The sequence below is a fragment of the Caballeronia sp. TF1N1 genome, from assembly GCF_022878925.1.
Classification (GTDB): Bacteria; Pseudomonadota; Gammaproteobacteria; order Burkholderiales; family Burkholderiaceae; genus Caballeronia.
Genome location: NZ_CP084626.1, coordinates 2,630,420 through 2,647,371 on the forward strand (window position 1 = coordinate 2,630,420; position 16,952 = coordinate 2,647,371).

The following is a 16,952-nucleotide window of genomic DNA, read 5'->3' on the forward strand; positions in this document are numbered from 1 at the left end:
CTGGAGGAGCACAAATTGAAAATAAAACAAGTCATGGTGGGAGCAGCGGCATTTGCGTGTGTAGCCAGCGCGGCGCACGCACAGTCGGCGGGTTCCTTCTACGCAACCGCTGGCTGGTTTCACTTCGCCCCGCAAGACAGCAGCGGCCCGCTCAAAGAGACAAGTGTAGGCGGATCTCCCGTCAATATCGACGTACAGGGCACGGGCGCCGGCATTTCAAGCGCGGATACGGCAGGCTTCACGCTTGGTTACTTTGCCACCGACCACATTGCGGCGGAATTCGAAATGGGCATTCCGCCCTCCTTCGACCTCGAAGGCACAGGCTCGTTCTCGCAATACGGCAAGCTCGGCAGCGCGAAACAATGGAGCCCAACGCTGCTTTTCAAATACTTCTTTAATGCTCCTCAAGCGAAGTTTCGTCCGTTCGTCGGCATTGGCGTAACGCGCACCTGGTTCACCGACGCCAAGATCACGAACTCATCGTTCGAAGGCAACGTCCTGCATGGTCCGACCTCCGTCGACACGGATAGTTCGTGGGCGCCGGTGTTCAACGTGGGCGCCGTCTATAACTTCACGGAGCATTGGTTCGCGGGTTTTTCCGTGTCGTTCATTCCGTTGAAGGCAACGGCGACTTTGAACTCGCAAGCGCAGACGCCGGTTGGCACGTTGAACGTGCAGTCGAAAGCGAAGATCACGTTGAATCCCATCGTGACTTATTTGCGTGTCGGCTATCGTTTCTAAGAACGCTGGATTAACCACGGCGTTCCCGAAATTTTATTTGCGGGCATGCAAATAAAAGCGCCGCCATGCATGAAGCGTGGCGGCATTTGATTTTACCGGCTCTTGTAAATGTGACCCGCGCATTTGCGGAGTTTGCGCATTTATTACGCTGTCGCAACGCCGTTCACCGACAGTCTTGCTGGTGACACGACCGTGCGCGCCCATGGGCATCGAATTTGCTGCATCATCGATTTCCCGCTCTTCGCGAGCGGTGTGGTCATCCATCCACGATTCATCCATCGACGGAGCGATCTATGAACGCATTGCCTAACACGCGAGACGCCATCGGAGATTCCTGGAGCAGCACCAACCGCCGTGCGCGCCGTATGGCGCGTCATGGCCGTGATGCCGCCGAGGACATCAGCGGCGAGTTGCGCGCGCTGCTTTCCGATCTCGAAGAAACGCTGTCGAACGGCGCATCGGCCGATGCCGCCATCTTGCGCAAGCAAATAAGTTCGCAACTGGACGGCGCACGTTCCCGTCTGAACGACACGCACGCCGCGCTCAGACAACGCGCCGGCGCTGCTCTAGACGACGCCGATGCGTATCTGCACGAAAAGCCCTGGCAGACGATTGCACTCGTCGGCGGCCTGGCGCTCGTCGCGGGCGTTTTGCTGGCCCGCGCTCGCTGACCGAACGAGCGGCGCCAGTATCAATGGTGCCGCGCGCGTCGTTCAACTTCCCGCGAGAAAATCCGCACCAATGATATCGATGCGATCCGTGCAGATCGCATCGACTCCCCATTGGGCGAGCAACTTCACGCGCTCAGGTTCATTCGGTGTGTAGGCAAGTACGCGCAAGCCCGCGTCCTTGATTTCGCGAACGAGTGCTTCGCTCAAATGCCGGTGACTCGCATGCAGCGACACGCATGCGAGTGCCGACGTTTGTTCGCGCCAGTCGACCGGAACTTCCTCGTACAGCATGCCGCGAGGAAGCTCTGGTGCCGCGTTGCGCGCGGCTTGCAGCGCCACGTATGAAAACGACGACAGCAACGGCGCTGGTTCCGCACTCGCCCACAAGCGCGCCGTCTCACGCGCGACAAGCTCACCCGTTTCGACTTCGCGTCCAGGACACGGCTTGATTTCCACGTTTGCCGCCATATCGAGTTCCGCGCAACGCGCGTGTACTTCAGCGAGCGTCGGCATATGCGCGCCCGCGAATGGCTTGCCGAACCACGAGCCCGCATCGAGTGCACGGATCTGCGCGTAAGTCATCGAGCGCGCGGGTCCATGACCGTTCGACGTGCGATCGACGTCATCGTCGTGCAGCAGAAAAACCACATTGTCGGCCGAGAGCTTTGCATCGAATTCGATCATGCGCAGACCGCGCCGCGCGCCTTCGTCGATGCCTTCGAGCGTGTTCTCGGGCGCGAGCTTGCCGCCGCCGCGATGCGCGACGATTGCGGGATAAGGCCAGGTTCTCATCGCGGATACTCCCTTCAGTCGACGCGCCGACCGCTCGCCGGATCGAAGAAATGCAGTTGTTGCGGCGGCACGGACACCGCCAGCTTTTCGCCACGCTGCGGCCGGTGCGTATGCGGCAAACGCGCCGCCACGTCGTGCTTGCCCCACTTGCCGTGCGCGAGATTGTCGGCGCCGAGCAGCTCGGTGGAATCGACATCGAGCGTCGCGCTCGCCGCGCCGACGATGCCCGGTGTCATATGCTCGGGACGAAGGCCGATGATCCACTCGCGGCCGTGCATCGTGCCGTTCAAACCGGCAGCGCCCGCAACCGGCAGCTTCGGTCCGCCGTCCGCCACCTCGAACGTCGAGCCGTTTTCCGACAAGCGCCCTTCGAGCAGATTCATCGCGGGCGAGCCGATGAAGCTCGCGACGAACACCGTCGCCGGCCGCTCGTAGACTTCGGTCGGCGCGCCGATCTGCTCGGCGTGTCCCTTGTTCATGACGATGACGCGTTGCGCGAGCGTCATCGCTTCGATCTGGTCGTGCGTAACGTAAAGGCTCGTGGTTGCGAGTCGCGCGTGAAGGCGTTGAATCTCGAGACGCATTTGCACGCGCAGTTTGGCGTCGAGATTCGAGAGCGGTTCGTCGAAGAGGAACACGGCCGGTTCGCGCACGATCGCGCGGCCCATGGCAACGCGCTGGCGCTGCCCGCCCGACAGTTCGCGCGGCTTGCGCGCGAGCAGCGGTTCGAGTTCGAGAATGCGCGCCGCATTCGCCACGCGGCTCTCGATAGTCGCGCGATCCGCGCCGCCGATCTTGAGCGCGTAAGCCATGTTCTGCGCGACGCTCATATGCGGATAGAGCGCGTAGTTCTGGAACACCATCGCGATGTCGCGATCCTTTGGCTCCAGCTTGTTGACGACCTTGCCGCCGATCTGGATCTCGCCCTCGGACACGCTTTCGAGCCCCGCGACCATGCGCAGCAACGTCGATTTTCCGCAGCCCGAAGGACCGACCATGACGACGAACTCGCCATCCGCGATTGCCACGTCGATGCCATGCAGCACGAAGTTCTTGCCGTCGTAGCTTTTCCTGACCGCCTTGAGATTCAACGCAGCCATCGATCAGTCCCGCAGCGCGCCGCACACCGTCGCGAAATGCGCGACCGCGATGCCCGGCTCATAGAAGCGATGCAGCAGCGCGCGCCATTGCTGGTAACCCGCCGATTGCCGAAAGCCCGGATCATGCGCCGCGACCGAATCCCAACGCACCAGCAACACGTATTGCGAGCCGTTGCCGGCGTCCGCCCCGCGCACGAGCTCATGCGAACGATAGCCCGGCTGCGCCGCGATGATCTTCTGCGCTTCGTCGAAAGCGGCTTCGAATGCGCTTTCCTCGCCGGCCATGACCGGCAACTGCGCGATTTCGAGAATCATGTCTGAAGTCTCCCGTTTGAGCCCGAGCGGACGCTTTCTGTTCTCGGGCGTCATGCCAAGGTGGTTGCGTTATTTTTCCGAATCGACGAGGCCGCGCACGAACCAGCGCTGCATCGTCAGGACGACCGCGAGCGGCGGCAACATGGCGAGCAAGGTCGCGGTCATGACGAGATGCCACTCGGTCGCGGTATCGCCTGATGCGATCATGCTCTTGATGCCCACCACCGCGGTTTGCAGCGACTGCTCGTTGGTGATGAGAATCGGCCACAAATACTGATTCCAGCCGTAGATGAACGTGATGACGAAGAGCGCCGCGATGTTCGTCTTCGACAGCGGCAGCACGACATCCCAGAAGAAACGCAGCGGCCCCGCGCCGTCGATGCGCGCCGCTTCCATCAGTTCGTCCGGCAGCGTCATGAAGAACTGGCGGAACAGAAAGGTCGCGGTCGCCGATGCAATGAGCGGCAGCGTAAGCCCGGCGTACGTGTTCGACAGATGCATCGACGACACGACCTGCACCGTCGGGAAAATACGCACTTCCACCGGCAGCATGAGCGTGACGAAGATCAGCCAGAACGCTAAGTTCTTGAACGGAAAGCGGAAGAACACGATCGCATACGCCGAGATGATCGACACCGCGATCTTGCCGATGGAGATCACGAGCGCCATCACGAGGCTGTTGATCAGCATGCGTCCGAAAGGCGCCGCCGCGTTGCCGCTGCCGTGCGTCCAGATGTTCGCCACGTTTTCGAAGAGATGCGTGCTCGGCACGAGCGAGAGCGGCACGGTGAAGACTTCCTTCGAATTCATCGTGGCCGCGCAGAACGCGACATACACCGGAAACACGATCAGCGCGACGCCTACGAGCAGCACCGCGTGACAGAAGATATCGAAGCCGCGTCGGTTCTCGATCATGAATATTGCACCCTGCGTTCGACGAAGCGGAACTGCACGATGGTCAACGCAACGACGATCACCATCAGCACGACCGATTGCGCGCCCGAACTACCGATGTCGAGACCCTGAAAGCCTTCCGCGAAAATCTTGTAGATGAGTGTCTTGGTCGACTGCGCCGGGCCGCCGCCGGTGGCGGCGTCGATCACGGGGAAGGTGTCGAAGAATGCATAGACCAGATTCACGACGAGCAGGAAGAAACTCGTCGGCGAAAGCAGCGGTAGCGCAATGCCGAAAAAGCGTCGCACGGGACCGGCGCCGTCGATGGCCGCGGCTTCGATCAGCGACTGCGGAATTGCCTGAAGTCCCGCATAGAAGAACAGGAAGTTGTAGCTGACCTGCTTCCACACCGACGCGAGCACGACGAGAAACATGGCCTGCGTGCCGTTCAGTGCGTGGTTCCACACGATGCCCTGCTTCGCGAGCGCATACGTCACGAGCCCGATGCTCGGGTTGAACAGAAACGACCACAACACCGCCGCAATCGCGGGCGCGACGGCATATGGCCAGATGAGCAACGTCTGATACGCTTTCGCGCCACGCGTCACGCGGTCGGCGCACGCGGCGAGCAGCAGCGAGATCACGAGTCCCGACACGGTAACGAGCGCGCAGAAGATCATCGTCGTATTGAACGACGACAGATAAAGCGGGTCCGCGAAAAGCTGCTTGAAGTTCGCGAGGCCGACGAATTCGCTCGACGTGCCGAACGCGTCCTGACTCTGCGTGGATTGCCAGAGCGCTTCGCCCGCCGGCCACAGAAAGAACAGCGCGGTGATCGCGAGCTGAGGCGCAACGAGCAGATACGGCAGGACGCTCGTATCGAAACGAGACCGTTTTTCCATCGATGTATCCTGAAACGGCGCCCGCGAGAAACACGCGGGCGCGCTGCGTCATGGGCGCTTAACCACCGCTCTTTTCGAAGCGGCGCAGCAGTTCGTCACCGCGCGAAACCGAAGAATCGAGCGCCTGTTGCGGCGTCTTCTTCTCCGCCCAGACCTGCTCCAGTTCTTCATCGACGACGGTGCGAATCTGCGGCATGTTGCCAAGACGCAAACCCTTGGTGAAGGCGAGCGGCGGCTTGTTCAGCATCTGCTTGATGGCGATATCCGCGCCGGGATTCTTGTCGTAGAACCCCTGCTTCTGCGTGAGTTCGTAGGCCGCTTGCGTGACCGGCAGATAGCCCGTGTCCTGATGCCACTTCGCCGCGACCGGCGGCGAAGTCAGATAAGCGAGAAACTTCGCGACGCCCTTGTACACGGCCGGGTCCTTGCCCGACAGCACCCAGAGACTCGCGCCGCCGATGATCGCGTTCTGCGGCGCGCCCTTCACGCTCGCGTCGTAAGGCATCATGCCGACGCCGTATTCGAACTTCGCGAACTTGTTGATGGTCGCGCGCGAGCCCGACGAGTTCGTGATGATGCCGCAATCGCCGCTATAGAACTTCGAGACCGGCTCGTCCCTGCGGCCCACGTAGGTGAAGTTGCCTTCTTTCGCCATCTTCTGCAGGAAGGCGATATGCGCGACTTGCAGCGGCTTGTTGAAGTCGAGCTTGGCGTCGAGCCCGTCGAAGCCGTTGTTCTTCGTCGCGAACGGCGCCGCATGCCACGCGCTGTAGTTTTCGAGCTGAATCCAGCTTTGCCAGCCCGACGAATAACCGCACGAGTAACCGGCGGCCTTTATCTTCTTTGCGTCGGTTTCGACATCGGCCCAGGTCTTCGGCGGCTGGTTCGGGTCGAGTCCCGCCTTCTTGAAGGCGTCCTTGTTGTAGTACAGAACCGGCGTGGAGCTGTTGAACGGCATAGAGATGAGATGGCCGGTCTTCGCGTCGCTGTAGTAACCGGAGATGGTCGGCACGAAGGCCTTCTCGTCGAGCGGCACGCCTGCCTGCTTGAAGACGTCGTAGACCGGAACGACGGCTTTCTTGCCCTGCATCATCGTTGCCGTGCCGACTTCGTAGACTTGCAGGATCGCGGGCGCGTTGCCGCTGCGAAACGCCGCGATGCCCGCCGCGAGCGTCTGATCATACGTACCCTTGAACACGGGGACGATCTTGTAATCGCTTTGCGACGCGTTGAAGTCGTTGGCGATGTCGTTGACGCGCTCGCCGAGCGCGGCTTCCATGGCGTGCCAGAACTGGATTTCCGTCGCGGCCTGCGCTGCGGTGCTGCCGGCGAACGCGAGCACGGCAGCTGCTGCGATCGAGCGGAACGAGGGCATGCGTCTCATCGAGAAAGTCTCCTTGAATTGATTCTTGCGCGTTGAAACGCGCGATATTAGTTGTTGTCGATGACAAACAGGCGTTGATACTCCTTCAGTGCATAGCGGTCGGTCATGCCCGCGATGTAATGCGCGACGAGCCGCGCCTGCGAGCTGTCGTGGCCGGTTGAACTCGCGTCGTTGGCCGACTCCTCCACCGCGGCCTGACGCGCCTGATAAGCGGGCGGCAACAGGCGCGGGTCGTCGGTGAACGCGTCGAAGAGACCCGTCACGACGCGCTTCGCCTTGTTTGCCATGCGCATCACGCGATAGTGCCGGTACAGGTTCCTGAACAGAAAACGCTTGAGCGCGGCAGCTTGCGCGGCAATTTCATCGCTATGCGCGACGAGCGGCGGCGCGTTGCGGATATCGTCGATGGACTTCGGCGCCACGCGCGTGAGATTGCGGCTCGTCGCCTCGATCAGATCGACGATCAACGTGTTGATGATGCTGCGAATGGTCTCGTGAATCAGCCTGCGTCCGCCGATATCCGGATACGCGGCGCGCGCGACATCGAAATGCGTATGCCAGAGGCTGACTTCGGAAAGCTGTTCGAGCGTGATGAAGCCGGAGCGCAAGCCGTCGTCGACATCGTGATTGTTGTAGGCGATTTCGTCGGCGACATTGGCGATCTGCGCTTCGAGCGACGGCTGCTTGCCCGTGAGAAAGCGTTCGCCGAGATCGCCGAGCTTGCGCGCATTTTCGCGCGAGCAATGCTTGAGAATGCCCTCGCGCGTCTCGAAGCAGAGGTTGAGGCCGTCGAATGCGCCGTAATGCTCTTCGAGCTGATCCACCACCGCGAGGCTTTGCAGATTGTGCTCGAAGCCGCCGTGATCGCGCATGCATTCGTTGAGCGCGTCCTGGCCCGCGTGACCAAACGGCGTGTGGCCGAGATCGTGCGCAAGCGAAATCGCTTCGACCAAATCTTCGTTCAAATTCAGATTGCGAGCGACCGAACGCGCGATCTGCGCGACTTCGAGACTATGCGTGAGACGCGTGCGAAAGAGGTCGCCTTCGTGATTGACGAACACCTGCGTCTTGTATTCGAGCCGCCGGAATGCAGTGGAGTGCACGATGCGGTCGCGGTCGCGCTGGAATTCGGTACGGGCGGCAGGCGGCGCTTCGGCGTACCGGCGTCCGCGCGACAACGCCGAATGCGCCGCGTACGGCGCGAGATACGCTTCGAACGAGCCCGATGGCGGCCCGCTCGACGGAAGTAGACTTTCTATTTCGCTCACCGGCTGCTCCGCTCAAGTCGTGGTTCCGGTTGTCTCCGGCATTGCCGCCGGGTCGGCGCCGATCCGATACTCAGACGCTTGCGGCGAGCGTCTCGCGCACGGCGTGGTCGGGCGCCTTTGCTATTTCGACCTCACCGAAGCGGGTCAGCAAAATGAACTTGATCTCGCCGGCTTCGGCTTTCTTGTCGACCTTCATCAGATCGATATAACGCCCCGCGCCGAGCGTGGGCGCCACGACCGGCAGCTTCGCGGCTTCGATCACGCGCACGAGACGCTTGCGCGCGGGCTCATCCAGTTTGCCGAGGCGCACGGAAAGATCCGCCGCCATCACCATGCCGCAGCCCACCGCTTCGCCGTGCAGCCATTCGCCGTAGCCCAGGCCCGCTTCGATGGCATGCCCGAAGGTATGACCGAAGTTGAGAATTGCGCGGCGTCCGCCTTCGCGCTCGTCCGACGCCACCACCGACGCCTTGATCTCGCACGAACGCTTGACCGCGTGAGCAAGCGCTTCTTCGTCGCGGTCGTTCAGCTTCGCGATGTTCGCTTCGATCCACTCGAAGAACTCGGCGTCCGCGATTGCCGCCGTCTTGATGACTTCCGCGAGTCCCGCAGCCAGTTCACGGTCTGGCAGCGTGCGCAAAGCGCCGATGTCCGCGATCACCGCTTGCGGCTGATAGAACGCGCCGATCATGTTCTTGCCGAGCGGATGATTGATGCCCGTCTTGCCGCCCACCGATGAATCCACTTGCGAGAGCAAAGTGGTCGGCACTTGAATGAACGGCACGCCGCGCATATACGATGCCGCCGCGAAGCCGGTCATGTCGCCCACCACGCCGCCGCCGAGTGCGATCAGCGTGGTCTTGCGGTCGGAGCGTTCGCTGAGGAGCGCGTCGAAGATCGTGTTGAGCGTTTCCCAGTTCTTGTGCGCTTCGCCATCCGGCAGCACGACGGTCGTCACCTTCTTGCCGAGCGTGGCGAGTGCGGCGCGGAGTTCGTCGCCGTAGAGCGGGTCGACGGTGGAGTTGGTGACGATGGCGACCGACGCGCCCTTGATATGCGGCGCGAAAAGCTCCGTGCGACCGATGAGGCCCGCACCGATATGAATGGGATAGGCGCGTTCGCCCAGTTCGACGTCGACGGTAATCGAGGGGGAAATCATGACGGACATTATGACTGAGCCGGTTTGATGACGCCGGCCACCTCCAGTTGCATCAGGACCATGTTGACGAGCGCGTTGACGGTAGGTCGGCCGGTTTCCACGACGAAATGCGCGCACTCGTTATAGAGCGGATCACGCGTCTGAAAGAGCGCTTCCAGCTTGCCGCGCGGATCGTCGGTCTGCAAAAGCGGCCGGTTCTTGTCGCGCCGCGTGCGCTGCCAGAGATCGTGCGGATTCGCACGCAGATAGATGACGACGCCGCGATTCTTCAGATGTTCGCGATTCTCCGGACGCAGCACCGCACCGCCGCCCGTAGCAAGCACGATACCGCTCTTTTGCGACAGCTCGTCGATAACGTTGGCTTCGCGCTGACGAAAACCCGCCTCGCCTTCGAGCTCCCAGATCACCGGGATGCGCGCGCCGGTGCGCGCCTCGATTTCCTGATCCGAATCGATGAATGAGCGCTGCAAGCGGCGCGCAACCGCGCGGCCCACGGTGGTTTTACCCGCCCCCATGAGTCCGACGAAAAAGATGTTCGCGTTCGCGTGCCCTTCCTGCAACTCGGTTTCCTTCAAGTCAATCGAATTTTGTTCGTGCGGCAGCTTAAGGGCAAATAGCCCGCTTTGTCGAGTCGGGCCGCCCGCTCGCGGCCCCGCTTTCCGCTTCTTTCCGCCTTCATCCACTCGAAGCAATGACGTGCGGCGTAATCAGGATCACCAGCTCGTTGCGCGAGCTGCGGCGCGCGTCATGGCGGAACAGCCAGCCGAGCCACGGCAGCTTCGACAGTCCGGGCACGCCCGTGACGTCGTTGCGCTCGTCTTCCGAGTAGATGCCGCCGATCGCCACCGTGCCGCCGTCCTCGACCTCCACGCGCGTCTGGACGTGCTTGGTGTTGATGGCCGGTCCCGCGTCGGTCTGCTCGCCGACGCTGTCTTTCGCGACATCGAGATCAAGGATGACGTGCCCGTGCGGGGTAATCTGCGGCTCGACCTCCAGTTTGAGCGCCGCGCGCCGAAACTGCACGCCGGAAACGCCGTTGCCCACTTTCGCCTGATACGGCAGCTCCGTGCCCTGCTCGACCAGCGCCTTCGCGCGGTCAGCCGTCACCACACGCGGCCGGGAGACTATCTGACCGCGTCCCTCGGCTTCGAGCGCGCTCAGTTCGATGTTCAGAAGCCGCGTGGCCTGAGCCGCGAACAGCGTGAGTCCGGCCGTGGCGGCGTCGAAACCGTTGATCGGCCGCGCCGATAAATCGTACACGACGCCGTCCTTGCCGCCCGAGAGACCGCGCGCCGGGTCGTTCACGCCCGCGACGCCCAGCTTGACGCCAAGCGTGCGCGAAATGCCCGCCTCGCCTTCCAGGATCTTCGCTTCTATCACGACCTGCGGCGTGGGCTTGTCGATCTGCGCGACGAGTTCGGCGATTTGCTTCACGCGCGCGTCGAGGTCCGTCACGAAGAGCAGATTGGTGCGCGTGTCGGCCATGGCGGAGCCGCGTTTGGACAGCACGCGCTGGCTCCCGGAGCCTGTCAGCAGCTTGCGGACGTCTTCCGCGCGCGGATAGCGCAGCACGAACGTGCGGCTCGCGAGCGGTTCGAGATCGGCGGCGCGCGCGTGCGTCTCGTAGCGCAGCTTCTCGCGTGCGGCGAGTTCCGCGAGCGGCGCGACCCAGATCACGTTGCCGTGCTGCTCCATGGCGAGGCCGTTCACGTCGAGCAGCGTGTCGAATGCGCGGCGCCACGGCACGGCGACGAGATTGATCGACACCTGGCCGCGCACCTTGTCGCTCGCGATGATATTGAGCCCGCTGAAGCGGGCAAACGCATGCAGCGCGGCGCCCAGGTCGGCGTTCTTGAGATCGAGCGTGATCGGCTTGCCGTCGTCGGCGCTGCCGGGCGATTGCGTGCTCAGACGTTCGGGCTGCGGCATCGGCACGGGCGGGCCTTCGAGCGACTCGCTCGTTTCCGTCGATGACTTCGCGGCAGCCACGGGCTCCGCACTCTGCGCGACGGGCGGCGACAAGAGCGCGGGCGGCGCGCTCGTATCGATGGCGAACTGGTCGGTCGACAAAGTCTCGTAGCCCGCGGGCAACGGCGGCAAAGGCGCAATGGGCTCGCTTTGATCGGCTTCGGCCCAGACCGCGTGCGACGCGAAAACGAGCGCCAGCGCCAGAACGAGTCTCTTAAAACGAAAAGTTGGCGGCGCGATCACTTGCGATCCTCCGCGAAACTCAGCGTGCGCGAAGCGCCGTCGTCACTCGCGAGCTCGACCGCGCGCGGCCGCACGCGTCCGAGCCATTCGTCTCCGATCTTCTCGCCGGGCCGGAAGTCGCCAACGCCCTCGCTGCTCTGCATCAGCGCCATCGCGCGATGACGTCCGAGAAGCGTCCCGACGAGCAACAAGTCCGCGCTGCGCGAAAAGCCACCGGCGCTTTCCTTGCCGAACGGATCGATGACGAAGGCGTTCGTGCGCGCCGGTTCGGGCAGCGGCACGGCCGGAAGATCGTCGTGAATGCGCAAGGTCGTATCGATGGAAAGTACACCCGTCTGCCGCCGGATTTGCACGCCTTCCGGTATGACGAGACGCGGCAAACCCGCGAGCGCCTCGATGAACCGCTTCATCTCAGCAAAGCCGCCTTCCGCGCGAAACCGGAGCGCGCGCGGTGCCTGGACCTCGGCGAGTTTCGTCTGAAGCGGCTCGATCTCCGTTACGTGCAACCCGCTTTGCGCGGCGAGACTGGCTACGGCGTGCAGCGCATCGGCGGCAGTCCAGTGTTCGGGGTTCAGACCGCCCGCCGCCACGCGTTTGCGCAGATCGGGCAATTGCGCCTCGATACCGCGCAGTTGGCCTGCTTTCTCCTGCGCGGCGGAGAGCGCCGCGTGGCTTGCATCGAGATCGATCAGACCGGCCGCGCGCCAGCCCTGCACGCCGATGACGCAGATGATCGCCGCGAGAAGCATCGCGCCGCAGAGCGTCCATCGAAGCGGCCATTCATGGAAGGCCGCGACTGAGCGCAGACGGCCGGCATCGTTAAAGGAAATCGTGTTCATTGACTGCTCCCGTGAGCGGTGTTGGTCGTGCGGCGGACGGCGAGCGCGGGTTGCGCGGTCTTTGCCGCCGCCGCGGTTTCGCGTGCGTAGCGCACCAGCGCCGTGAATTCGTAGCGTTCGACGTTCGATACGGCATCGCGCCTCGCCGGCGCCGGCGTGGTTGGCCGCCGCTTCATCTCGATCACTTCCACCGACTGCACGTCGCGCACGTCCTCCAGACGCTTGAGCCAGTTCGCCGCCGCTTGCGAATCGGGCGCGAGCGCCGCGAGTTCGACTTCGTCGGTCCGTTGCGAGACGCGTTGCAGCTCGACGCCGGGTTGCCGGGGCGCGTCAGCCAGCGCGTCGAGAAGCGCGAGAAAACGGTCGCGCGGCGCGGCAAGCGGTTGCGCGTTTTGGCGCGCGCGCCGCCGGTCGGCTTCGGCACGCGTGAGCCGTGCGTGCTCTTCGAGCTGCGCGCCCGATGTCCGTAGCGACGCTTCCAGCGCGAGACGCCGTTCATCCAGACGCGCGCGCTGCAAGGCATCCCAGCCCGCGACCGCGCCGACCGCCGCGCATCCGGCAAGACTCGCCGCCGCGAGAATCGCGAGCCGCTGACGGCGCATCTCGCGGCGCTTGCGCAAGCGGTAAGGAAGCAGGTTGAAGCCTTCGACCACGCTCGCGCCGCTCATTGCAGCACCTCGCGCAACGCCAGACCGAACGCCACCGCGAAGAGCGGCGAATGTTTGAGCGACGCATCGATGCCCGCCACGCCATTGCAATACGGCGCGCACTCGAACGGCAGCGCCGGGCAGCCGAACATCTTCGCCAGCGCGGGAAGTGGCAGCGCGGCCTGCGCCATCAGGTCCGCTTCGCCGCCGACGTACACGCAGTCGAGCGGCGCATCGGTGCCAGCGAGATCGCGGAGCGCGTCGGCGAGACATGAATGCTCGGGCGCCGGATACCGCACTTCGGACTCGACACCGTGAGCGCCGGCGACCCAGCCGTGCAGCCCCGTCTTTTCGAGCCAGCAAAGCATGAAGCGCGCATCCGGACCGAGCTCCACCTTGCCGGAATGACGCATTGCGCGCATGGCGGCCGCCGGTTCGCCGTCGATGGCGGACAGCGCGATTCCCGCCGCAGCCGCCGTTTCGACGCGCGCCTCGACATGCCGGCGCGCGGTGGCGGCAATCGCGACTTGCGCGCGGCCGTCCTCCTGCGTTTCGACTGACCAGTCGACCGCGAGCGCGCCGCGTTCGATGCCCGAGATGCGCTCGGCCTCCGCGAGCACGGCGGGTTCGAGCACGCCGCGCGGATCGCCGTCCGCCACGAGCGCGGGCGCATCGCGCGTCTCCAGCAACGCGGTGAGCGGCACGCGCGTGGTGAGCGTCGCGGACGACGGCAAGCCCATTGCGCAACGCAGCGCGCGCGACACGCCGTTCTGCGGCAAGCGCTCGACCGTATCGCAGAGCGCCGCGATCACGGCGGCGCGATCGACGAACTCGCCGTCGATCACCGCGCCCGGTTCGAGCGCCACCCAATCGATATGCTCGACGCACACCGCCGAGGGCGAACGCACGCGCTTGCTGAGCACCACTATCCGCACCGCGCTTTCGCTCACATCGATACCCGCTGCAAAGCGGCGCGTAACTGTCAATAAGGCCTTGTTCATGACTCACTCCATCGTCTCTTGCGCGCCGAACCTTTCGAGCGCTTGCACGAGAAGAATTGTGGTGAGCCGCGCGTCTTTCGAACATTCAGCCAAATGGCTAACGCGTGTGTTTGGCGCGTTTCAGAGGTGCTTATCCGCACGATCCCGCGTATCTTGAAGGGACGAAGTTCCGAAGCAGGAGAAACGGGACCGAAGCACGCCCGCGATTCGTCGCAAGTCTTAAGAAAGGCTCGAAACCCGGACGGCTATAATCCCGAGACTGTTTTTTGGTGGTGCCATGCAATCCTCTTCCCCGACCAACCCGCCATCCAAACCGCCCGAAGGTCAGACGACCAGGCGACCGTGGTATTTGCGGCTGCTTTCCGCGCTTGTCATCAGCTTTCTCGCGCTAATCGTTTGCGCGGCGCTCGTGCTCGGGTATGCGCTCGTCGTCGCGATGCCGAACCTGCCTTCGCTCGATGCGCTCACTGACTACAAGCCGAAGGTGCCGCTGCGCATCTATACGGCGGATCACGTGCTGATCGGCGAATTTGGCGAAGAGCGGCGCAGCGTCGTGCGCATTCGCGATGTGCCGGACCATCTCAAGAAAGCGGTGCTCGCCATCGAGGACTCGCGTTTCTACGACCACGGCGGCGTCGATCTCACCGGCATCCTGCGCGCGGGCACGGTGGCGCTGTCGAACGGTCACGCGTCACAGGGCGCAAGCACGATCACCATGCAGGTCGCGCGCAACTTCTTCCTGTCGAGCGAGAAGACCTACACGCGCAAGATCTACGAGATGCTGCTCGCTTACAAGATCGAGCGCGCGCTGACGAAAGATCAGATTCTCGAGGTCTATATGAATCAGATCTATCTCGGACAGCGCGCGTATGGTTTTGCGAGCGCCGCCCGGGTGTACTTCGGCAAGGATCTGAAGGACATCTCGCTCGCGGAAGCCGCCATGCTCGCCGGTCTGCCGAAGGCGCCGTCGGCCTATAACCCGGTCGTGAATCCGAAGCGCGCGAAGGTGAGGCAGGAGTACATACTTCAGCGCATGCGCGAACTCAACTTCATCACGCAGGACGAATACGACCAGGCGAAGAATCAGCCGCTCGTCGTGAAGGGACAAGGCCGCGAGTTCAGCGTGCATGCCGAATACGTCGCGGAAATGGTGCGGCAGATGATGTACGCGCAGTACAAGGAAGAGGCGTACACGCGCGGTCTCAATGTCGTGACCACGATCGATTCCGCCGATCAGGACGCCGCCTACCGCGCGGTACGCAAGGGGCTGATGGACTACGAACGCCGGCATGGATATCGCGGGCCCGAGGGTTTCATCGATCTGCCCGCGAATGCGGACGACCGCGAGCAGGCTATCGACGACGCGCTTGCCGAGCATCCGGACAACGGCGAGATCGTCGCGGCGGTGGTCACGTCGGCGAGCACGAAGGAAGTGAAGGCGAGCTTCATCGACGGCAACGTGGCGACCATCAACGGCGCCGATCTGCGCTTCGTCTCCAATGCGCTCTCCACGCGCGCACAGCCCAATGCCCGCATTCGTCCTGGCGCAATCGTGCGGCTCATGAAGAACGACGACGGCGAGTGGATCATCACGCAATTGCCGCAAGTGGAAGGCGCGCTGATCTCGCTCGTGCCGCAGGACGGCGCCATCCGCGCGCTTGTGGGCGGTTTCGACTTCAACAAGAACAAGTTCAATCACGTGACGCAAGCGTGGCGTCAGCCGGGATCGAGCTTCAAGCCGTTCATCTATTCGGCGTCGCTGGAAAAAGGCTTGTCGCCCGCGACCATCATCAACGATGGTCCGCTCTACTTCACCGCCGCCGAAACCGGCGGTCAGGCGTGGGAGCCGAAGAACTACGGTGGCGGCTTCGACGGACCCATGACCATGCGCTCCGCGCTGCAGAGGTCGAAGAACATGGTGTCCATCCGCATTTTGAACACCATCGGCACGAAGTACGCACAGCAGTACATCACGCGCTTCGGCTTCGACGCGGACCGGCACCCCGCGTATTTGCCGATGGCGCTCGGCGCGGGTCTCGTCACGCCGCTGCAGATGGCGACGGGCTACGCGGTGTTCGCCAATGGCGGGTATCGCGTGAATCCGTATCTGATCGCCGATATCACCGACCCATACGGCGCGGTCGTTTCGCATCCGCAACCGCTCGTCGCGCAGCAAAGCGCGCCGCTTGCCATCACGCCTCGCAACGCGTTCGTGATGAATAGCCTTTTGCAAAGCGTCGCGCAGCACGGCACGGCGGCCAAGACGAATCAGTTGAAGCGCACCGACCTCGCAGGCAAGACCGGCACGACGAACGATTCGCGCGATGCCTGGTTCGCGGGCTATCAGCGTTCGCTCGTGGCGATTGCGTGGATCGGCTATGACAATCCGCGCACGCTCGGCGACAAGGAAACGGGCGGCGGTCTCGCACTGCCTGTGTGGATGGATTACATGGCGCGCGCGCTGAAGGGCTTGCCCGAGTACAAGCCGATGACGCCGCCCGACGTGACCTCGCTCGGTGGCGAACTGTACTTCGACGACATGACGCCGGGCCACGGCTTCATCGCGACAATCGGCGTGAGTCAGGCGTCGTCGGCCGCGGGCGTGTCGGGCGTCACGGCTCCGGCGCCCGAAGTCGGCGAGCAGGAAAAGCAGGACATCATGAATCTGTTCAAGGGACAGTGACGTTCCTTGCCGGGCGCGCCTTACTTCGCTGAAAAGCGAACGGGCTCGCCCGCCTGTTCGGTCGAATACTTCGTGAGCGTGGCGAAAAACTCGCTGTTGTCGCGTGTGTCGCGCCAGGCGCCATCCACGTATTTGTAGTGAAAACCGCCCGCCTTCGCGGCTAGCCAGATCTCGTGTTTCGGCGGCTGAAGATTCACGATCACCTTCGTGCGGTTCTCGAATTCCAGCGTGAGCACATTGCCGCTACGCTCGAATTCGATATCGGCTTCAGCCCGATCCACAGCACGTTCGATGGCCGTCAGCGCGGCCTCTGCCAAGCTCAGGTATTCCTGGTCTGTCATGCTA

The 16,952-nt window shown here is 63.2% G+C and carries 17 protein-coding genes and 1 pseudogene; 3 read left to right on the plus strand and 15 right to left on the minus strand.

Annotated features, from left to right (window positions below; genetic code table 11):
• The first annotated feature begins 33 nt into the window (after positions 1–33).
• Positions 34–741 carry an OmpW family protein gene (locus LDZ28_RS12260; RefSeq protein ID WP_370652139.1) on the plus strand — a complete coding sequence of 236 codons (708 nt, stop codon included), beginning with the start codon at positions 34–36 and terminating at the stop codon, positions 739–741.
• Positions 742–774: 33 nt separating this feature from the next.
• On the opposite strand, the gene LDZ28_RS12265 is transcribed toward LDZ28_RS12260, so the two are convergent.
• Positions 775–1,005 (minus strand): hypothetical protein, encoded by a 231-nt coding sequence (locus LDZ28_RS12265; RefSeq protein WP_244826398.1) that lies wholly within the window; start codon positions 1,003–1,005, stop codon positions 775–777.
• Between the two features lie 29 nt (positions 1,006–1,034).
• On the opposite strand from LDZ28_RS12265, the gene LDZ28_RS12270 reads away from it, so the two are divergent.
• On the plus strand, positions 1,035–1,412 hold the full coding sequence (locus LDZ28_RS12270; protein ID WP_244826399.1) for a YqjD family protein: 378 nt from the start codon (positions 1,035–1,037) through the stop codon (positions 1,410–1,412).
• A 42-nt stretch (positions 1,413–1,454) separates the two neighbouring features.
• Here LDZ28_RS12270 and ugpQ read toward each other — a convergent pair whose 3' ends face one another.
• From ugpQ to pilM, 13 genes and pseudogenes are all read right to left on the minus strand, one after another.
• The gene (ugpQ, locus tag LDZ28_RS12275; RefSeq protein ID WP_244826400.1) at positions 1,455–2,204 is read right to left on the minus strand and encodes a glycerophosphodiester phosphodiesterase; all 750 of its coding nucleotides are present in this window, start codon (positions 2,202–2,204) and stop codon (positions 1,455–1,457) included.
• A 14-nt stretch (positions 2,205–2,218) separates the two neighbouring features.
• Complete coding sequence (locus tag LDZ28_RS12280) at positions 2,219–3,304, minus strand: sn-glycerol-3-phosphate import ATP-binding protein UgpC (protein ID WP_244826401.1); 1,086 nt, start codon at positions 3,302–3,304, stop codon at positions 2,219–2,221.
• A 3-nt stretch (positions 3,305–3,307) separates the two neighbouring features.
• A complete protein-coding gene (locus LDZ28_RS12285) occupies positions 3,308–3,619 on the minus strand; it encodes an antibiotic biosynthesis monooxygenase (RefSeq protein ID WP_244826402.1) in 312 nt (103 codons plus the stop codon).
• Positions 3,620–3,688: 69 nt separating this feature from the next.
• Positions 3,689–4,534 carry a sn-glycerol-3-phosphate ABC transporter permease UgpE gene (ugpE, locus tag LDZ28_RS12290; RefSeq protein WP_244826403.1) on the minus strand — a complete coding sequence of 282 codons (846 nt, stop codon included), beginning with the start codon at positions 4,532–4,534 and terminating at the stop codon, positions 3,689–3,691.
• Positions 4,531–5,415 (minus strand): sn-glycerol-3-phosphate ABC transporter permease UgpA, encoded by an 885-nt coding sequence (ugpA, locus tag LDZ28_RS12295; RefSeq protein WP_244826404.1) that lies wholly within the window; start codon positions 5,413–5,415, stop codon positions 4,531–4,533. Before ugpA ends, ugpE begins: the two co-directional genes overlap by 4 nt.
• Before the next feature lie 58 nt (positions 5,416–5,473).
• A complete protein-coding gene (gene ugpB / locus LDZ28_RS12300; protein ID WP_244826405.1) occupies positions 5,474–6,799 on the minus strand; it encodes a sn-glycerol-3-phosphate ABC transporter substrate-binding protein UgpB in 1,326 nt (441 codons plus the stop codon).
• Between the two features lie 47 nt (positions 6,800–6,846).
• A pseudogene (locus tag LDZ28_RS12305) lies at positions 6,847–8,013 on the minus strand (deoxyguanosinetriphosphate triphosphohydrolase); the annotation flags it as partial.
• A gap of 124 nt (positions 8,014–8,137) precedes the next feature.
• On the minus strand, positions 8,138–9,226 hold the full coding sequence (gene aroB / locus LDZ28_RS12310; RefSeq protein ID WP_244826407.1) for a 3-dehydroquinate synthase: 1,089 nt from the start codon (positions 9,224–9,226) through the stop codon (positions 8,138–8,140).
• 8 nt (positions 9,227–9,234) lie between these two features.
• Positions 9,235–9,741 carry a shikimate kinase gene (locus tag LDZ28_RS12315; protein ID WP_244828131.1) on the minus strand — a complete coding sequence of 169 codons (507 nt, stop codon included), beginning with the start codon at positions 9,739–9,741 and terminating at the stop codon, positions 9,235–9,237.
• A gap of 160 nt (positions 9,742–9,901) precedes the next feature.
• Positions 9,902–11,437: a type IV pilus secretin PilQ gene (locus tag LDZ28_RS12320; RefSeq protein ID WP_244826408.1), complete on the minus strand. Its 1,536-nt coding sequence runs from the start codon at positions 11,435–11,437 to the stop codon at positions 9,902–9,904.
• Positions 11,434–12,276, minus strand: a complete 843-nt coding sequence (gene pilO / locus LDZ28_RS12325) for a type 4a pilus biogenesis protein PilO (protein WP_244826409.1) — start codon at positions 12,274–12,276, stop codon at positions 11,434–11,436. The genes LDZ28_RS12320 and pilO overlap by 4 nt, the downstream gene beginning before the upstream one ends.
• The gene (locus LDZ28_RS12330) at positions 12,273–12,944 is read right to left on the minus strand and encodes a fimbrial assembly family protein (RefSeq protein WP_244826410.1); all 672 of its coding nucleotides are present in this window, start codon (positions 12,942–12,944) and stop codon (positions 12,273–12,275) included. Before LDZ28_RS12330 ends, pilO begins: the two co-directional genes overlap by 4 nt.
• Positions 12,941–13,924, minus strand: a complete 984-nt coding sequence (pilM, locus tag LDZ28_RS12335) for a pilus assembly protein PilM (protein ID WP_244826411.1) — start codon at positions 13,922–13,924, stop codon at positions 12,941–12,943. The genes LDZ28_RS12330 and pilM overlap by 4 nt, the downstream gene beginning before the upstream one ends.
• A gap of 277 nt (positions 13,925–14,201) precedes the next feature.
• Between pilM and LDZ28_RS12340 the strand changes: the two genes are divergently transcribed.
• Entirely contained in the window at positions 14,202–16,607 is a 2,406-nt protein-coding gene (locus tag LDZ28_RS12340) for a penicillin-binding protein 1A (protein WP_244826412.1), read from the plus strand.
• Positions 16,608–16,627: 20 nt separating this feature from the next.
• Here LDZ28_RS12340 and cyaY read toward each other — a convergent pair whose 3' ends face one another.
• The gene (gene cyaY / locus LDZ28_RS12345; protein ID WP_244826413.1) at positions 16,628–16,948 is read right to left on the minus strand and encodes an iron donor protein CyaY; all 321 of its coding nucleotides are present in this window, start codon (positions 16,946–16,948) and stop codon (positions 16,628–16,630) included.
• Positions 16,949–16,952 lie beyond the last annotated feature (4 nt).